Origin of the sequence: Pectobacterium sp. IFB5596 (assembly GCF_021432585.1) — a bacterium.
In the GTDB taxonomy this organism is placed as follows: Bacteria; Pseudomonadota; Gammaproteobacteria; order Enterobacterales; family Enterobacteriaceae; genus Pectobacterium; species Pectobacterium punjabense.
The window spans coordinates 173896-189422 of sequence record NZ_LXFY01000031.1; the positions used below are offsets into that span (position 1 = coordinate 173896).

Annotated in this window: 15 protein-coding genes and 1 other annotated feature; of the genes, 5 read left to right on the forward strand and 10 right to left on the reverse strand. The window is 50.6% G+C overall.

From position 1 onward, the window contains the following. Positions 1-106: 106 nt before the first annotated feature. The gene (locus A6301_RS19705) at positions 107-1444 is read right to left on the reverse strand and encodes an MFS transporter (protein WP_215483176.1); all 1338 of its coding nucleotides are present in this window, start codon (positions 1442-1444) and stop codon (positions 107-109) included. A 122-nt stretch (positions 1445-1566) separates the two neighbouring features. After that, positions 1567-2154 carry a molybdopterin adenylyltransferase gene (gene mog, locus A6301_RS19710; protein ID WP_234258544.1) on the reverse strand — a complete coding sequence of 196 codons (588 nt, stop codon included), beginning with the start codon at positions 2152-2154 and terminating at the stop codon, positions 1567-1569. Between the two features lie 387 nt (positions 2155-2541). Here mog and A6301_RS22425 point away from each other — a divergent pair, with 387 nt between their 5' ends. Next, entirely contained in the window at positions 2542-3438 is an 897-nt protein-coding gene (locus A6301_RS22425) for a GGDEF domain-containing protein (protein ID WP_255764908.1), read from the forward strand. Next, positions 3404-3637, forward strand: a complete 234-nt coding sequence (locus A6301_RS22430; RefSeq protein WP_255764910.1) for a diguanylate cyclase — start codon at positions 3404-3406, stop codon at positions 3635-3637. Before A6301_RS22425 ends, A6301_RS22430 begins: the two co-directional genes overlap by 35 nt. A gap of 76 nt (positions 3638-3713) precedes the next feature. Here A6301_RS22430 and tal read toward each other — a convergent pair whose 3' ends face one another. After that, the gene (gene tal, locus A6301_RS19720; protein WP_107169209.1) at positions 3714-4667 is read right to left on the reverse strand and encodes a transaldolase; all 954 of its coding nucleotides are present in this window, start codon (positions 4665-4667) and stop codon (positions 3714-3716) included. A 323-nt stretch (positions 4668-4990) separates the two neighbouring features. On the opposite strand from tal, the gene yaaA reads away from it, so the two are divergent. Continuing rightward, positions 4991-5764, forward strand: a complete 774-nt coding sequence (yaaA, locus tag A6301_RS19725; protein ID WP_234258545.1) for a peroxide stress protein YaaA — start codon at positions 4991-4993, stop codon at positions 5762-5764. Between the two features lie 195 nt (positions 5765-5959). On the opposite strand, the gene thrC is transcribed toward yaaA, so the two are convergent. From thrC to A6301_RS19745, 5 genes are all read right to left on the reverse strand, one after another. Beyond that, on the reverse strand, positions 5960-7249 hold the full coding sequence (thrC, locus tag A6301_RS19730) for a threonine synthase (RefSeq protein WP_234258546.1): 1290 nt from the start codon (positions 7247-7249) through the stop codon (positions 5960-5962). Between the two features lie 3 nt (positions 7250-7252). Continuing rightward, positions 7253-8182, reverse strand: a complete 930-nt coding sequence (gene thrB, locus A6301_RS19735) for a homoserine kinase (protein WP_010300501.1) — start codon at positions 8180-8182, stop codon at positions 7253-7255. A 2-nt stretch (positions 8183-8184) separates the two neighbouring features. Next, positions 8185-10644 carry a bifunctional aspartate kinase/homoserine dehydrogenase I gene (thrA, locus tag A6301_RS19740; protein WP_234258547.1) on the reverse strand — a complete coding sequence of 820 codons (2460 nt, stop codon included), beginning with the start codon at positions 10642-10644 and terminating at the stop codon, positions 8185-8187. Between the two features lie 91 nt (positions 10645-10735). Further along, positions 10736-10851, reverse strand: a sequence feature (Thr leader region). Continuing rightward, on the reverse strand, positions 10790-10876 hold the full coding sequence (thrL, locus tag A6301_RS22520) for a thr operon leader peptide (RefSeq protein ID WP_071531141.1): 87 nt from the start codon (positions 10874-10876) through the stop codon (positions 10790-10792). (Overlaps the previous feature by 62 nt.) A gap of 193 nt (positions 10877-11069) precedes the next feature. After that, positions 11070-11756 carry a tRNA/rRNA methyltransferase gene (locus tag A6301_RS19745; protein WP_234258548.1) on the reverse strand — a complete coding sequence of 229 codons (687 nt, stop codon included), beginning with the start codon at positions 11754-11756 and terminating at the stop codon, positions 11070-11072. A 756-nt stretch (positions 11757-12512) separates the two neighbouring features. On the opposite strand from A6301_RS19745, the gene arcA reads away from it, so the two are divergent. Continuing rightward, positions 12513-13229 (forward strand): two-component system response regulator ArcA, encoded by a 717-nt coding sequence (arcA, locus tag A6301_RS19750; RefSeq protein ID WP_005973184.1) that lies wholly within the window; start codon positions 12513-12515, stop codon positions 13227-13229. Positions 13230-13286: 57 nt separating this feature from the next. Here the strand turns inward: arcA and creA are convergent, their stop codons facing one another. Continuing rightward, positions 13287-13769, reverse strand: a complete 483-nt coding sequence (gene creA, locus A6301_RS19755; RefSeq protein ID WP_107169214.1) for a protein CreA — start codon at positions 13767-13769, stop codon at positions 13287-13289. A gap of 205 nt (positions 13770-13974) precedes the next feature. Here creA and robA point away from each other — a divergent pair, with 205 nt between their 5' ends. Continuing rightward, positions 13975-14862, forward strand: coding sequence for an MDR efflux pump AcrAB transcriptional activator RobA (gene robA, locus A6301_RS19760; protein WP_107169215.1), 888 nt, complete (start codon positions 13975-13977; stop codon positions 14860-14862). On the opposite strand, the gene gpmB is transcribed toward robA, so the two are convergent. After that, entirely contained in the window at positions 14851-15501 is a 651-nt protein-coding gene (gpmB, locus tag A6301_RS19765) for a 2,3-diphosphoglycerate-dependent phosphoglycerate mutase GpmB (protein ID WP_205540302.1), read from the reverse strand. The two genes, robA and gpmB, sit on opposite strands and share 12 nt — an antisense overlap. Positions 15502-15527 lie beyond the last annotated feature (26 nt).

The window sequence follows — 15527 nt, forward strand, 5'->3', positions numbered from 1 at the left end:
GATAGACGCTGTTTATAAGCACTAGCCCGCGTTAAATAGCAACGAGCCCTGTCAACCTGACAGGGCTCGTTTGTTTTTGATGAAGAGCTTGTTTGATAACGTGGGTTTAAACGTTGACAGGTGACCGATCGCCCGCGTCGCTATCTTCCGAAGAACGCGAATCAGCATCCAAATCGCGTTGCAAATAAACGCCTAGCAGTAATCCTACCGCAGCCAGCGTCAAGACATAGAATGCCGGAGCCATCGGTGTCGCCTTCATGATCAGCGTGACAAAGACGGGCGTCAGGCCACCAAAAATGGCATAGGACACGTTGTAGGAAAAAGAAAGTCCTGAGAATCGGACCGCAGCGGGAAATGCCCGCACCATGACATAAGGCACCCCACCCACGATGCCAACACTGAGCCCTACAATCGCATAGCTGACAAAGAGCAATGTTGTACTGCTTGCCGCCGAACTATAAAAGAACCAGCTACACACGGCTAACAGCAGGCTACCCACAATGAACAACCTGCTGGCACCGAAACGATCAACCAACAGCCCTGCTCCGACGCAGCCCACCATCAGCGCAATCGTTGCCAGACAGTTCGCCTGCAATGCCAGCGCGGCCGATATACCGTGGACTTTTTGCAGATAGGTTGGTGCCATCAGAATAACGACGACGATACACGCAGACAGCAGCCAGGTCAGCAGCATTGACACCACAACCGCACGTTTATGATTTAAGACAACCGATTTCAGCGGCAGCTCTTCCGCCAGCTTTTTCTGCGCCTGCATTTCCATAAAAATGGGCGTTTCTTGTAACCAGCGACGCAGATACATCGCCACAAGGCCAAATACCCCGCCGATGAAAAACGGCAGCCGCCAACCACCACCCGACATCTGCTCTGGCGTGAGCACCGTATTCAAGAGCGTTGCGATCAGCGAACCCAGCAGAATCCCCATCGTCAACCCGGCGGTCAACGTACCGCAGGCAAATCCAATGCGAGCACGAGGCACATGCTCTGCAACGAAGACCCATGCGCCGGGAACTTCACCACCAATTGCCGCACCTTGCAGCACGCGCATGAACAGCAGTAACAGCGGAGCCGCAATACCAATGGCTTCATAGGTCGGTAGCAGACCCATTGCCAGCGTTGGTAACGCCATCAATAATATGCTCAGGCTGAACATTTTCTTACGCCCACTCTTATCGCCAAAGTGAGCCATGATGATGCCCCCAAGCGGGCGAGCCAGATAGCCAGCAGCAAAGATACCGAACGTCTGTACCTGCCGCAGCCATTCTGGAATATCTGGCGGGAAGAAGAGATCGCCAATAACCGCAGCAAAAAAGACGAAAATAATAAAATCATAAAACTCTAGCGCGCCACCCAGCGCAGCCAGAGACAGCGTTTTATAGTCCTGCCGATTCAGCCGACGAGGATGGACGTGTTGATTCTGAGTCATAAATTACCGTGCATTGCCAGAGTGAAAAAGACGTCACCGCAGTGTGTAAAGTAGAAATTACTATAGCGGCAAAAATTTTATACACCAGCAAAGCTGAATCTTATGTTTCAAATCGCCTAACTTCAGTCTTTTATTTCGCGCACCGCATTTTTAGGGCGAAAAGCTGCTACTACATCCACACTGGTTTCAATATAAGGGCCTTCCAGCAGTTGGATACAATACGGTACGCTGGCAAAAATACCGGCCACAATCACCTTGCCATCGGCATCTTTTAAACCTTCCAACGTTTCCTTAATCGCCTTAGGTTGCCCTGGTAAATTGAGAATCAGCGCCTGTTTACGCAGCACGCCCACCTGACGAGAGAGGATCGCGGTAGGCACGAAACGCAGGCTGATCTGCCGCATTTGCTCGCCAAATCCAGGCATTTCTCGATCGGCAACGGCCAGCGTGGCATCCGGCGTGACATCACGACGTGCAGGCCCCGTGCCTCCCGTCGTTAACACCAAATGGCAGCCGCGTTCATCCACCAGCTCACACAGCGTTTGTTCAATCATCGACTGTTCATCCGGCACTAGCCGAGTTTCCACGTCAAAAGGCGTCGTCAGGGCAGTGCGGAGCCAGGATTCCAATTCTGGGATACCTTTATCCTGATAAATTCCGCTGGAAGCGCGATCGGATACGGAGACCAAACCAATACGTAGTACGTTCATAAGCACCTCAATTTAAACAAAAAATAAATTTTATCAGGATAGTGAACGCTTTTATCAAAGAATTAGCGCTTATAAAAAAATTCCTATCACACCCGTCATTTCGCACGCTGCGTGATACAGCACTTGATAATGGTTATTAATTGTCGTCTCAAAAAACCATGAAATTACTTAAATTAATAATACCGCCAAGAAATTAAAATTAAAAAATCGCAGGCGAATAAAAAAATCGCTTACCCATTAAGAGCCAAGGAAATAGGCCGATATATTAAAGAGAAAAAGGATGATATCCGCCATGACAGAACATCACGAAAAATCAAATCATATGATAAAATTAAAGCACTTCTTTAGTATCACAATAAGTAAAAAAGCCTTATCAAGGAAGTCGCCATGAACGACCTTAAGTATAAGATACTTAAACTTTTTGCCCATCCGACATACGCATTTTTCCTGTTCGGGGCGATTTCTTTTATCTTCACCATCGTTATTATGCATGAAGCCAACAAATCGACTTGGAAAGCAGAACGCACCAATCTCGATACCGCAATCAAAACCTATGGTTCCTACAGCAACAGCGGTGAAGTAACAGAAAGCGATATGACCCGGCAATCCGGCACTTATTTATCTTCACGAACCAGAACAGTAGCCTTTAACACTCGAAATTCACGTAGTGAATGCATAAACAAGCTTTCTTCTTCCGATCTCACTTTCAACGATATGGCCGTGATCCGAACCTGCCAAAATAAATTGCCGTCTATCGGTGACTATGCAGGTAAAGACACGCTGACAGTTATTTTCCCTATACTGTCTCCCACCGATGAACTACTGGGCATTTGGATAAGAACAACGTCGGAAAAACCACAACCATCATTTATCCAGACGCTGTTTTCTCTATCATCGACCCTTATTATTGTTGGTAGCGTAGTGCTTTTCGCTATTTTAGGCAGCCTGCTGTCACTTCTGGCAAAAAAATACCTGATAGAACTGCCGATCATTGCCAGATACGACGATCTGACTGGCTATTTACGGCGAGATGCGTTCTTTCTGGCAACGAATAAAGCCTTTAGTATCGCCAATCTGACCAAGCGGCCCGTTAGCGTCATGCTGATCGATATCGACCATTTTAAACGGGTGAATGACAGCTTCGGCCATAGCGTCGGCGATGACGCATTGAGATTCATTGCCGACACATTCAAGAAATCATTTCGCCGCGAAGATATTTTTGGCCGTATTGGCGGCGATGAATTCGCTATTGTTTTACCGAATACCGAATACCGGATTGGATGATGCTTACACGATCGTCGATCGAGCCAGAGAGCGTATTAGCGACACACCTTGTGATACAACCGCAGGAAAAATCAGGCTTACGGTGAGCATCGGACTGGTTGAATACCACACCGCAGAGGAAGATTTAAGCGAGGTCATGAAACGCGCCGATGACAATCTTTATATCGCGAAGAAAACGCGTAACGCGACGGCGAGATAGGTTTCGCCTCCCTCAGCAACGAACCGCAGACAAAAAAATAGCCGGGATTTCCCGGCTATTTTTATTTGCACAATGCTTACAGTAAATCTGCAATCATTTTTTCCAGTTTTTCCTGGTCAATCGCAAACTTACGAATACCGTCGGCCAGTTTATCAATCGCCATTGGGTCTTGGTTGTGCTGCCAGTAGAACTCAGCTTCTGTCATTTTCGCTGGACGAACTTTCACCTCACCGACATAAGACAGCTTGCGAACCACTTCACCTTCGCTTTCTGACAGTTCTTTCAGCAGGGCTGGTGCAATCGTCAGGCGGTCACACCCGGCCAGTTCCAGAATCTCACCGACATTACGGAAGCTCGCGCCCATCACGACGGTTTCATAGCCGTGCTCTTTGTAGTAATCATAGATTTCGCTAACAGAAACCACGCCCGGATCTTCATGCGGTGCGAAGTCTTTCTTGTCGCCATTGGCTTTGTACCAATCCAGAATACGGCCAACAAACGGTGAAATCAGGAACACGCCCGCTTCGGCACAAGCACGCGCCTGTGCAAAGGAGAACAGCAGCGTCAGGTTACAGTTGATGCCTTCTTTTTCCAGTTGCTCCGCCGCGCGGATGCCCTGCCAGGTTGAGGCCAACTTAATCAGGATACGCTCGTTGCTGATGCCTGCGTCGTTGTACAGTTTGATCAGGTGCTTAGCTTTCGCCACGCTAGCCTCGGTGTCATAAGACAAACGCGCATCGACTTCAGTAGAGATACGGCCGGGGATCAATTTTAAAATTTCGAGACCAATGTTGACCGCCAGTTTATCCGTGGCATCCACGACCTGCTGTTTACGATCGCTGCTCTGCTCGCGCGCCCAAGCAATAGCCTCGTCGATTAGCTTACGGTATTCAGGAATCTGCGCCGCGTTCAAAATCAGTGAAGGGTTGGTGGTCGCGTCTTGCGGTTGGTACAGTTTCATTGCCGCAATATCACCGGTATCAGCGACAACTGTGGTCAATTGGCGTAGGGAAGTCAGTTTATCCGTCATGTTGGCATGTCTCGTTGTTTATACGTGGTGCTCGTGAATGAAAATAGCTCGTATATGAATCGACTTGTTATGTAATCAGGTGGCCATCTGTTTTGCGCCGAAATCTGATAATAACACGCGCGTTTTACCGTGCAAGCCGACTGTTAATCCTCTCCACACAGCCTCACCTCTGACCACGCTAAAATCATCGCACCGGGAAAATGAAGCGTCTTAAAAGATGAAGCTATTTCTTAAAAGATGAAGCTATTGTAGCCATCGCCGTTTTCTTATCAGGTTCTTGCTATAGTAGGCGCATCAAAAATCAGACCGACAGGACATGGCGCATGCTTATTACTATTTCACCCGCAAAAACGCTCGACTACACCAGTCCGTTGGCAACAACGCGTTACACCCAGCCGGAACTCCTGAACTATTCCAGCCAGTTAATTAACGTGTGTAAAAAGCTGACGCCAGCGCAGATCGCCTCACTGATGAGCATCAGCGATAAATTGGCTGACCTGAACGCGGGTCGCTTTAACGAGTGGCACCCAGATTTCACGCCGGAGAATGCGCGTCAGGCGCTGTTAGCATTTAAGGGCGACGTCTACACCGGATTAGCCGCAGAGGATTTCAGCGAAGATGACTTTGATTTCGCCCAGCAGCATTTGCGTATGCTGTCAGGTCTCTACGGCGTGTTGCGCCCACTGGATTTGATGCAGCCGTATCGGCTGGAAATGGGCACCAAACTGGAAAATAAAACCGGTAAAGATCTCTACAGCTTCTGGGGCGATACCATTACAGAAAAGCTGAATCAGGCGCTACGCGATCAAGGCGACGACGTACTGATTAATCTGGCATCGGATGAGTATTTCAAAGCCGTTAAACCGAAAAAGCTCAATGCTCGTTTGATCAAGCCCGTCTTTTTGGATGAGAAAAATGGTAAATTCAAGGTGATCAGCTTCTACGCTAAGAAAGCGCGAGGCCTGATGAGTCGTTTCATTATTCAAAACCGTCTGACTCAACCGGAACAGTTGAAAGCGTTTAATCTGGAAGGTTACTTCTTCGAAGCTGCGGACTCTTCGGCTAACGAGCTGGTGTTCAAGCGCCACGAACAGTAAACAAGGTAGTACGATAGGTAAAGAAGAGAAGACGAAATTGCTGACAAAGGTCATCGAGCGGTAGTAACGGATAGATCGTAAAGACGCTGTAAATACATCCATGTACGCTCGGATTGCGCCATCCATGGCGCAAACGCTTTACTCTTCTATTCCGTTACTACCGTTTCCGCTTAGCGAATAGGTTCGTCAGCAACCTTATTTCGGCAGAGACATCAGGAACTCACGCAGCTTCGCGAAATCATCCGGGAAGTTGTGCGACAGCAGATCCAGATCGGCACGCTCAGCGAGCGCTTCTGGCAGATCCAGTTCTTTGCCAAGAATGTCTTCTACGCTTTCCTTGAATTTCGCTGGGTGCGCCGTACCCAGGAACAGGCCAAACTCACCGGCTTGCAGCTGATCGCGCAGCAGACGGTAAGCAATCGCCGCGTGCGGCTCAGAGAGATAGCCTAACGCATCCAGCTCATGCATGGTTTCTTTCGTGGTCTCATCGCTCACCGCACCAAAGCCCAGCGTTTTCAACTGCCAGTTCTTACGACGGAACAGTTCTTCCACGCGCGGCCAGTTGTTCGGCTGGCTTACGTCCATCGCGTTGGATAACGTTGCCACCGTTTTATGCGGTTCCCAGTTACCATTGCTCAGGAAGCGCGGCACGGTATCATTGGCGTTCGTCGCCGCGATGAAGCGCTTAATCGGCAGCCCCAGAGATTTCGCCAGCAGACCAGCGGTCAGATCGCCGAAGTTACCACTCGGTACAGAAACGACCAACTGGTTACGCGCTTCCTGCGGCAGTTGTGCAACGGCTTCAAAGTAGTAGCAAATTTGCGCCAGCAGACGGCTGATGTTGATGGAGTTCGCTGAATTCAGGCCAATCGCCTTTTTCAGTTCTTCATCATCAAACGCTTTTTTCACCAACGCCTGACAGGCATCGAAATCGCTGTCGATAGCGATGGTGTGAATATTACCACCCAGCGTACAGAACAGTTTTTCCTGCAATGGGCTGATCTTGCCCTGCGGATACAAAATCACAACGCGGACATTTTCCAGACCGTAAAAGGCGTGCGCCACAGCGGCACCGGTGTCGCCAGAGGTCGCCGTCAGAATGGTAATTTTCTCGTCGCCAGAGACTTCCGTCAGCATTTGCGCCATAAAGCGGCCGCCGAAGTCTTTAAAGGCCAGCGTCGGGCCGTGGAACAGCTCCAGCGCAGCAATGTCTTCCGCAACTGGCGCAACGGGTGCCGGGAACGCAAAGGCAGCTTTTACGCGCTCGAACACGGTTTCAGCCGCGATCTCATCGCCAATGTACGCAGACAGAATACGGCTGCTGCGAGTAACGAAATCCAGATCCAGCAGTGCATCGATTTCGGTGCGCTCAAATTCCGGCAGCTCCAGCGGGAAGAACAGCCCCTGCTGGCTGCCCAGCCCCTGCTTGATAGCCTGAGCAAAACTGACCTGCTCGTTATGATCTTTAAGGTTGTACAGTTTCATGCGTTATCCCAGTTGTCGTGCGCCAGTCGTATCAAGACGGCAAATATGAACAAAACCTTCATCGTTCTGCAAATAGTTATCCCGCAGCCAGTCGGCTAAGCGCTGTGCGCTCGCCATGTCGTTGCAGACGGAGAATAACGTTGGACCAGAACCGGAAATACCGCAGGCCAGCGCCCCGATATCTTCAGCAGCCTGGCGAGCTGCCGCAAATCCAGGCAGCAGTTTCGTACGATAAGGTTCCGCGATGACATCCTTCATCAGTTTCGCCGCCAGCGCAGCCTGTCCGGTATGGCAAGCGTGGATAAAGCCAGCCAGATAACGGCCGTGGCTAATGCAATCCTGACGACGATATTGCGCAGGCAGAATCGCGCGCGCTTCAGCGGTAGAGACTTTAATCCCCGGATACGCCATGACCCACAGCCAATCATCGAACGACGGCACAGGCTGGCTGATAATGCCGTTTTCTTCCAGCATCAGTTGGACACCACCGAGGAAACACGGGGCAACGTTATCGTAGTGAACGCTGCCGGAAATGCGCCCTTCCAGCTCGCCCATCAGCGTCAGCAGACGGGTATCATCCAGCGGTTTGCCGCAAAATTCGTTCATCGCCATCAGCCCGGCGACCACGGAACAGGCGCTGGAACCGAGCCCCGAACCAATCGGCATGTTCTTTTCGAGCGTCATCGCTACTGGCACGGTTTTGCCAATTTCCTGACAGAACAGTTCCCAACATTGATACACAATGTTTTCTTTCGGATTGTCCGGCAGTTTGCTAACAAAACGCCCTTCATTACGCAGGCTGAACAGATCGGCGGCTTCAACAGAGACGCAATCCCCCAGCAGTGAACCGTCTACCGGCGAAACGGCCGCACCCAGCACATCAAATCCAACGCTGACGTTACCGATTGATGCAGGTGCATACACCTTAACCATAATTATGCTCCCAACTTCCATGACAAGGTGCGCAGCAGATCGGCGAACACACCAGCAGCGGTAACATCGTTACCCGCGCCATAACCGCGCAACACGAGCGGCAGTGGCTGATAATAGCGGCTGTAGAATGCCAGCGCATTCTCACCATCTTTGACTTTAAACAGTGGATCGTTGCCGCCAACGGCGCTGATCTTGACCTTACAGCGGCCTTCTTCAATCACGCCAACATAGCGCAACACTTTACCTTCATCACGCGCTTGTGCAACACGGCTGGCAAACTCATCGTCTACCGCCGGCAGGCGTTGCATAAAACTGGCGACATCGCCGGCAGCATCGAAGCTGGCAGGCAGGACGGATTCCACCTCAATATCGCCCAATTCCAACTGACAACCCGCTTCACGAGCCAGAATCAGCAATTTACGCGCTACGTCCATACCAGACAGATCGTCACGTGGATCGGGTTCGGTATAGCCTTTTTCTTTCGCCTGCGTGGTCGCAGCCGACAGCGACATGCCTTCATCGAGTTTACCGAAAATAAAGGACAGCGAGCCAGAGAGAATACCGGTAAAGCGAATCAGTTCATCACCCGCATTCAGCAAATTTTGCAGATTCTCAATGACGGGTAGCCCCGCACCGACGTTGGTGTCATACAGGAACCGACGACGGGATTTCGCCGCAGCGCTACGCAGTTGGTGATAATAGTTCATCGACCCGGTATTGGCTTTCTTGTTTGGCGTCACCACGTGGAAACCATCGGCCAGAAAATCTACATACTGATCGGCCACCGCCTGATTCGACGTACAGTCGACAATGACGGGGTTCAGCAGGTGATATTCTTTAACCAGACGAATCAGACGGCCCAAATTGAACGGCTCACGGGCTTTCTCTAGCTCTTCACGCCAGTTGTCCATCGAAATGCCGTTAATGTTGGTCAACATAGCCTTGGAGTTAGCGATCCCACAGACACGCAGGTCGATATGTTTGTCTTTCAGCCACGGCTGTTGGCGGTGGATCTGCTCCAGCAATGCACCACCCACGCCGCCGACGCCGATAACAAATACGTCGATCACCTGATCGGTGTTAAACAACATTTGGTGAGCAACGCGAACCCCGGTGGTAGCGACATCGTTATTCACGACAACGGAGATGGAGCGCTCGGATGATCCCTGTGCGATAGCCACGATATTGATGTTTGCCGTCGCCAGTGCCGAGAACAGGCGGGCAGACAGGCCGCGCAGCGTGCGCATACCATCGCCCACCACAGAGAGGATGGCCAAACGTTCCATCACATCCAGCGGCTCCAGCACACCTTCTTTCAGTTCCAGATAGAATTCGTCTTCCAGCGTTTTTCTGGCGCGCGCCAACTCGTTTTGCGATACACAGAAGCTAATGCTGTATTCAGAAGAGGACTGCGTGATCAGCACGACCGAGATACCCGCACGTGACATCGCGGCAAACACACGTGCGGCCATGCCGACCATGCCTTTCATGCCGGGGCCAGATACGTTGATCATCGCCATGTTGTTCAGGTTGGTAATGCCTTTCACCGGATACTGGGTATCCGTGCTGTCCATGCCGATGAGCGTACCGGGAGCCTGAGGATTTTCGGTGTTTTTGATGAGGCAGGGAATCTGGAACTGGGCAATCGGAGCGATGGTGCGGGGGTGGAGGACTTTAGCGCCGAAATAGGACAGCTCCATTGCCTCCTGATAGGACATCGATTTCAATAATCGAGCGTCCGGCACCTGACGCGGATCGCAGGTATACACGCCGTCTACATCGGTCCAGATCTCACAACAGTCAGCACGCAAACACGCGGCCAGCACCGCAGCTGAATAGTCTGAACCGTTGCGGCCCAGCACCACCAGTTCGCCTTTATCGTTACCGGCAGTGAAGCCCGCCATCAGGATCACATGATCTTTCGGAATGGCACTTTCGGCGATACGGCGAGTTGATTCAGTAATGTCCACGGTAGATTCGAGATAGTGTCCCTGCGCCAGCAGTTTCTCGACGGGATTGATGACGGAAACGCCGTAGCCGCGTGCCTGAAAGACCGCTTCCATAATGGCGATAGACAGTTTTTCCCCCCGACAGATAATCGCAGCATTCACGCTGTCAGGACATTGCCCCAGCAGAGCGATACCGTGCAGAACGTGTTTCAGCTGTGCAAATTCCTGATCCACAAATGCCTTTAGACGGGCGTGTTCAAAGCCAGGTTGGGATGCGGCGAGACCTTGCAGCAGAGAAGAAAAGATCGTTTCGGCGTCATTTAAATGCGGCAGGATATCTTGTCCGGCGACGGTTTTCTCAATCATGGCAACCAGATGGTTGGTAATTTTCGCCGGCGCGGATAATACGGTAGCCACCTGTCCCTGGCGCGCGTTGTTTTCGATAATGTCAGCAACGCGGGCAAAGCGTTCCGCATTCGCTACTGAAGTCCCGCCAAATTTCAACACTCGCATTTTTATCTGTTCTCCTGAATTTCTGCCAACCAAACGCCGGAAGCGTTTTTTATATGCCGCTTACAAACGGCGTTGAGGGATAACCTGCCATAAAAAAAAAGCCCGCACTGTTCGGTGCGGGCTTTTTCTGGAATCTTGGTATGCGTCAGCCCGCACCGTTACTGGTTGTATCGGTGATGGTAATAATCGTGGTGATCAGGCTGATAGTGCGCATGCTAAAATCGAATCTCATTAAAAGTAGAGTTATCTGCCCTATTAGTTAGGCCAATCGCCCTTTGAAGTCAACGGATTTCTTTTTTTTCTTCTCGTCGAATGAAAAACGCCTACCGCTAAACCCACTACTGAAACAGAAATACGCCAGACAAACCATTGCAAAAATACGCGTTTCAATATGTTCGCCTGCCAGGAAAGTCATTCTTGCTATCTTATTTCGGCAACCTTTTTTCAATATCGTGTAGCAACCGATGGAGCATCGCCGTATCGCGTTGCTCTAAACGACCCAGCCGCTGATGCAGCCAGTCCCGTAGTTTTTCATCGTCCTCAACCGCCAAATTGACCAGTAGCCGATCCAAACGATCGTGTAACGCCGACAATTGTCCCGCCGCCGCTGGCTGCACAGCATCCGGTTTGACCTGCATGAGTGCGGCCAGTTGGTAACAAAACACCATCACGGCCTGACCAAGATTCAGCGAAGGATAGTCCGCTTTCATTGGCACGCCAGTTAATACATCCGCCAGCTCGAGCTCTTCATTCGTTAGGCCCGTATCTTCCCGGCCAAACACCAACGCCGCAGACGCCATCCATTGGATCTTTTCCTGCAATAGGTCTGTCAGTTCGGCTGGCGTGCAGTAATAGCGAAATTTAGCCCGACTGCGCGCGGTAGTCGCAACCGTAAAATCAACATCTGCCAGTGCATCGGCCAGCGTGGAAAAGACCTGTACGTTATCCAGAATCTCTCCCGAACCATGTGCCACCGAGCGTGCCGCAGGCTCTTGGTGTGCCGTACTGCCGACAATACGTAAACTGCTGAATCCCATCGTCTTCATCGCACGGGCCGCCGCCCCTACGTTCTCAGCCCGAGCGGGCTCAACCAAAATAATATGAAACTGCATAGACTCCCCAGTATGGGTTAGAACGCTCTGACACTATTTGCGCCAGCAGGTCAATAACACGGTCTTGTAATCGATAGCATCATTGGTAACGATTGATTGATCACCGCTCCTCGATAACGAGCTATCACTCGCGACAGGTAGAAAATTAACAATAAACCAACAGAGTTTCTGGCATCAACTCAGCCTGTGGCAGGAAACATCGGGATGTCCAAAAAGTGGGCGGGAATAAAAACCCTAAGGAAAACAAGGTAAATTATTTTATTTCAATAAGTTATAAAAACACCAACGACTGTGTAGCGTCAATTATGATTATTGGCATTTGCTATGCTAAATCGTTCATAAAAAGTGCTAAATTGTGACGTAAACTGGCAATCCTATAAGTGTTTATCACAAAATAGTTAACGTGCTAAAATGAAATTTGATATATGTCAACAGAACCGTAGATTTATCAGCAGGCAAAATCTGTGCTTACTGTTATGTTGCTGTTAATAAGGTTAAACTGTGCGCCACTTTGAGCGCAGTTAAATTAGCGCCACGCTCATCCGCTAGCAGTACCTCTAAGCGGGTAGAGAATGAACACCAGTAACGCATTTACGTACTTGAGTCTGACGTTGAGCGAGAGCGTAGTCTACCTCGATAAGCTCCAGGGAAATACCCGGAATAACTGGCGTTGTAGCCAGCGGGCCAGCAGGGTATGACAGCGACTTCTGTACTTCCGATTTCTATAATTTAAGTTGGCAATTTTAGGTAGCAAACATGCAGACGCCGCACATTCTTATTGTTGAAGACGAGCTAGTAACTCGTAATACCCTCAAAAGCATTTTTGAGGCGGAAGGATACGTTGTTCACGAAGCCACTGATGGCGCAGAAATGCACCACATTTTGTCCGAGAACGACATCAATCTGGTGATCATGGACATCAACCTGCCAGGAAAGAACGGCCTGTTGCTGGCACGTGAATTGCGCGAGCAAGCCACCGTTGCCTTGATGTTCCTTACCGGCCGCGACAATGAAGTCGATAAGATTCTCGGTCTGGAAATCGGTGCGGATGATTACATCACCAAACCATTCAACCCACGTGAATTGACGATCCGCGCACGTAACCTGCTGTCACGTACCATGAATCTGGGCAGTGGCACTGAAGAACGTCGTCTGGTGGAAAGCTACCGTTTCAACGGCTGGGAACTGGATATCAATAGCCGTTCTCTGATCAGCCCGGCTGGCGAGCAATACAAGCTGCCACGCAGTGAATTCCGCGCGATGCTGCACTTCTGCGAAAACCCAGGCAAGATTCAGTCTCGCGCAGAACTGCTGAAGAAAATGACCGGTCGCGAGCTTAAACCGCATGACCGTACCGTTGACGTCACCATCCGCCGCATCCGCAAGCACTTTGAATCAACCGCAGATACGCCGGAAATCATCGCGACGATCCACGGCGAAGGTTACCGCTTCTGCGGCGATCTGGATAATTAATCCTACTCAGCCGGAGCAGGCCTCTGTTCCGGCTGTTTTTCCTCTTCTTACCACACCTTATTCACTCTTTCCCCACGGCATCACCGGCACCGCGCTTAACGCGTTTTTTGGCGAACCATCAACCAGTCGATCAGAGTAAGCAAGATAGATCAGAGAATTGCGTTTCTGATCGTAGAACCGAACGACCTGCAATTTTTTGAAAACCAACGACGTTCGTTTTTGGAATACGACGGACCCGCGGTTGCCACCGTTTTTGATCTTATCGGACAGATCAATCGGCCCAACCTGCTGGCAGGAAATTGCCGCATCCGACGTGTCTTCCGCCAGTCCTAACCCTCCCTTGATTCCGCCTGTTTTGGCCCGGCTAATGTAGCAGGTCACGTTTGATACATCAGGATCATCAAACGCTTCCACCACGATCTTATGATCCGGCCCAAGTAGTTTAAAGACCGTATCGACCGATCCCACTTCTTCCGCATTGGCTACGCTAACGGCAGATAGCACCAGCAGCCCCGCTCCCATCATTCGCTTTATGTTCATATTTCAGACTCTGTGATAATTCATAACAAACGATTAATAACCACAATAAAAAAGAGGATGTACAAAATAAACCGCTATGATCATCCTCCTTATCCAAATTACCTGCGGGATATTTTCAAAAATCTTCAGCAGTACCAACGTGAAAATATTGCTATGATGCGGGATCTCAATACGCTCGCGCTCAATGTGTTTGATGAGGAAGATTATGGATCAAGCCGGTATCATACGTGACCTACTTAACTGGCTGGAAAGCCATCTCGACCAACCATTATCACTCGATAATGTGGCGGCGAAAGCAGGTTATTCCAAGTGGCATCTGCAAAGAATGTTCAAAGACGTAACAGGTAATGCCATTGGTTCCTATATCCGGGCGCGGAGATTGACCAAAGCGGCGGTTGCACTCTGCCTGACCAGCCGCCCTATTCTTGATATTGCCCTGCAATACCGCTTTGATTCACAACAGACTTTTACTCGCGCGTTCAAAAAGCAGTTTGCCCAAACGCCAGCGTCTTACCGTCGTTCCGATAACTGGAATACTTTTGGCATTCGTCCGCCGATCCGGCTCGGTGAATTTACCCTACCACAGCCGCAATTTGTAGCCCTCCCAGAAACGCAACTTCTTGGGCTAACGCAAACCTATAACTGTCGTCTTGAACAGATCTGTAACTTCCGTACAGAAATTCGTGTCCACTATTGGCGTCAATTTTTAGGCGAAACCTGTTCTGTCCCGCCAGTGCTTTACGGACTGCACCATTCGCGCCCAAGCAAAGAGAAAGACGACGAACACGAGGTGCTTTACACCACCGCGCTGGAACCACAATATCTGCCTGACGATGTTCACACGGGCGAACCCATTACGCTGCCGGGCGGCGACTACGCGATGTTTGTATTTGAAGGGCCGAAAGATGGGCTACAGGATTTTATTATCACACTGTATGACACCTGTCTGCCGACCTTTCAACTCACGCGCCGCAAAGGGTTCGATGCAGAACGTTTCCATCCAGACGGTACGGCACGTGACGAGGTGCCCGCTATCATTCGCTGCGAGTACCTCATCCCCATCCAGCACGCAGAACCCATCTCAGCGCTGTAGCTCATCCAGTGCCGGAATATCCAGATGAGAAATATCTCCGGCCGTTTCTACCACCCAACCCGGTGCCAGCCACGGGCTTTGCTGATAATCAATGCGTGACAAGGAACAGTTGCGCAGACGCAGGCGGCGCTCAGCCGACGCGGGCAGCCCGAGTACCGTACTTAGCAAGCACCCTAACGCCATCCCGTGGCTCACCAATAACGGGCGGCTTCCTGCTGGCAACGCCAGGCAGCGTTCCAGAACGCCATGCATGCGTAATGCCACATCAACCATCGATTCACCTTCTGGGATGCGGCCATTGGGCGTACCATCCACCAGCCCTTTACGCCATCCTTCCTCTTCCGTGGTCAGCGAATCCAGATCGCGAGCTTCTAATACGCCCATGTTCAATTCACGTAGCCCTGGCTCCAGGATTATCTGGCAATTACCACTAGATTTAGCGATGATTTCTGTTGTCTGACGCGTTCTTCCGAGATCGCTGGTAAAAATGTGCGTAATCCCTAGCGTTCTGATTCGTTCAGCAACCTGCTGTGCCTGTTGCTCACCTCTTGGCGTCAGTGCACTGTCCGATTGACCCTGAATACGTCGAGCCACATTCCATTCTGTTTCGCCGTGGCGAACAAGATATACCTGTAACATGGTTATTTTCCGTTATACTGCGTCAA

Excerpts from the sequence above, each read along its gene's own strand:
- robA (WP_107169215.1), top strand. The coding sequence starts at position 13,975 with ATGGATCAAGCCGGTATCATACGTGACCTACTTAACTGGCTGGAAAGC.
- thrA (WP_234258547.1), bottom strand. The coding sequence starts at position 10,644 with ATGCGAGTGTTGAAATTTGGCGGGACTTCAGTAGCGAATGCGGAACGC.
- thrC (WP_234258546.1), bottom strand. The coding sequence starts at position 7,249 with ATGAAACTGTACAACCTTAAAGATCATAACGAGCAGGTCAGTTTTGCT.
- arcA (WP_005973184.1), top strand. The coding sequence starts at position 12,513 with ATGCAGACGCCGCACATTCTTATTGTTGAAGACGAGCTAGTAACTCGT.
- yaaA (WP_234258545.1), top strand. The coding sequence starts at position 4,991 with ATGCTTATTACTATTTCACCCGCAAAAACGCTCGACTACACCAGTCCG.
- thrB (WP_010300501.1), bottom strand. The coding sequence starts at position 8,182 with ATGGTTAAGGTGTATGCACCTGCATCAATCGGTAACGTCAGCGTTGGA.
- thrL (WP_071531141.1), bottom strand. The coding sequence starts at position 10,876 with ATGAGATTCGATTTTAGCATGCGCACTATCAGCCTGATCACCACGATT.
- gpmB (WP_205540302.1), bottom strand. The coding sequence starts at position 15,501 with ATGTTACAGGTATATCTTGTTCGCCACGGCGAAACAGAATGGAATGTG.
- tal (WP_107169209.1), bottom strand. The coding sequence starts at position 4,667 with ATGACGGATAAACTGACTTCCCTACGCCAATTGACCACAGTTGTCGCT.
- creA (WP_107169214.1), bottom strand. The coding sequence starts at position 13,769 with ATGAACATAAAGCGAATGATGGGAGCGGGGCTGCTGGTGCTATCTGCC.
- A6301_RS19745 (WP_234258548.1), bottom strand. The coding sequence starts at position 11,756 with ATGCAGTTTCATATTATTTTGGTTGAGCCCGCTCGGGCTGAGAACGTA.
- A6301_RS19705 (WP_215483176.1), bottom strand. The coding sequence starts at position 1,444 with ATGACTCAGAATCAACACGTCCATCCTCGTCGGCTGAATCGGCAGGAC.
- mog (WP_234258544.1), bottom strand. The coding sequence starts at position 2,154 with ATGAACGTACTACGTATTGGTTTGGTCTCCGTATCCGATCGCGCTTCC.
- A6301_RS22425 (WP_255764908.1), top strand. The coding sequence starts at position 2,542 with ATGAACGACCTTAAGTATAAGATACTTAAACTTTTTGCCCATCCGACA.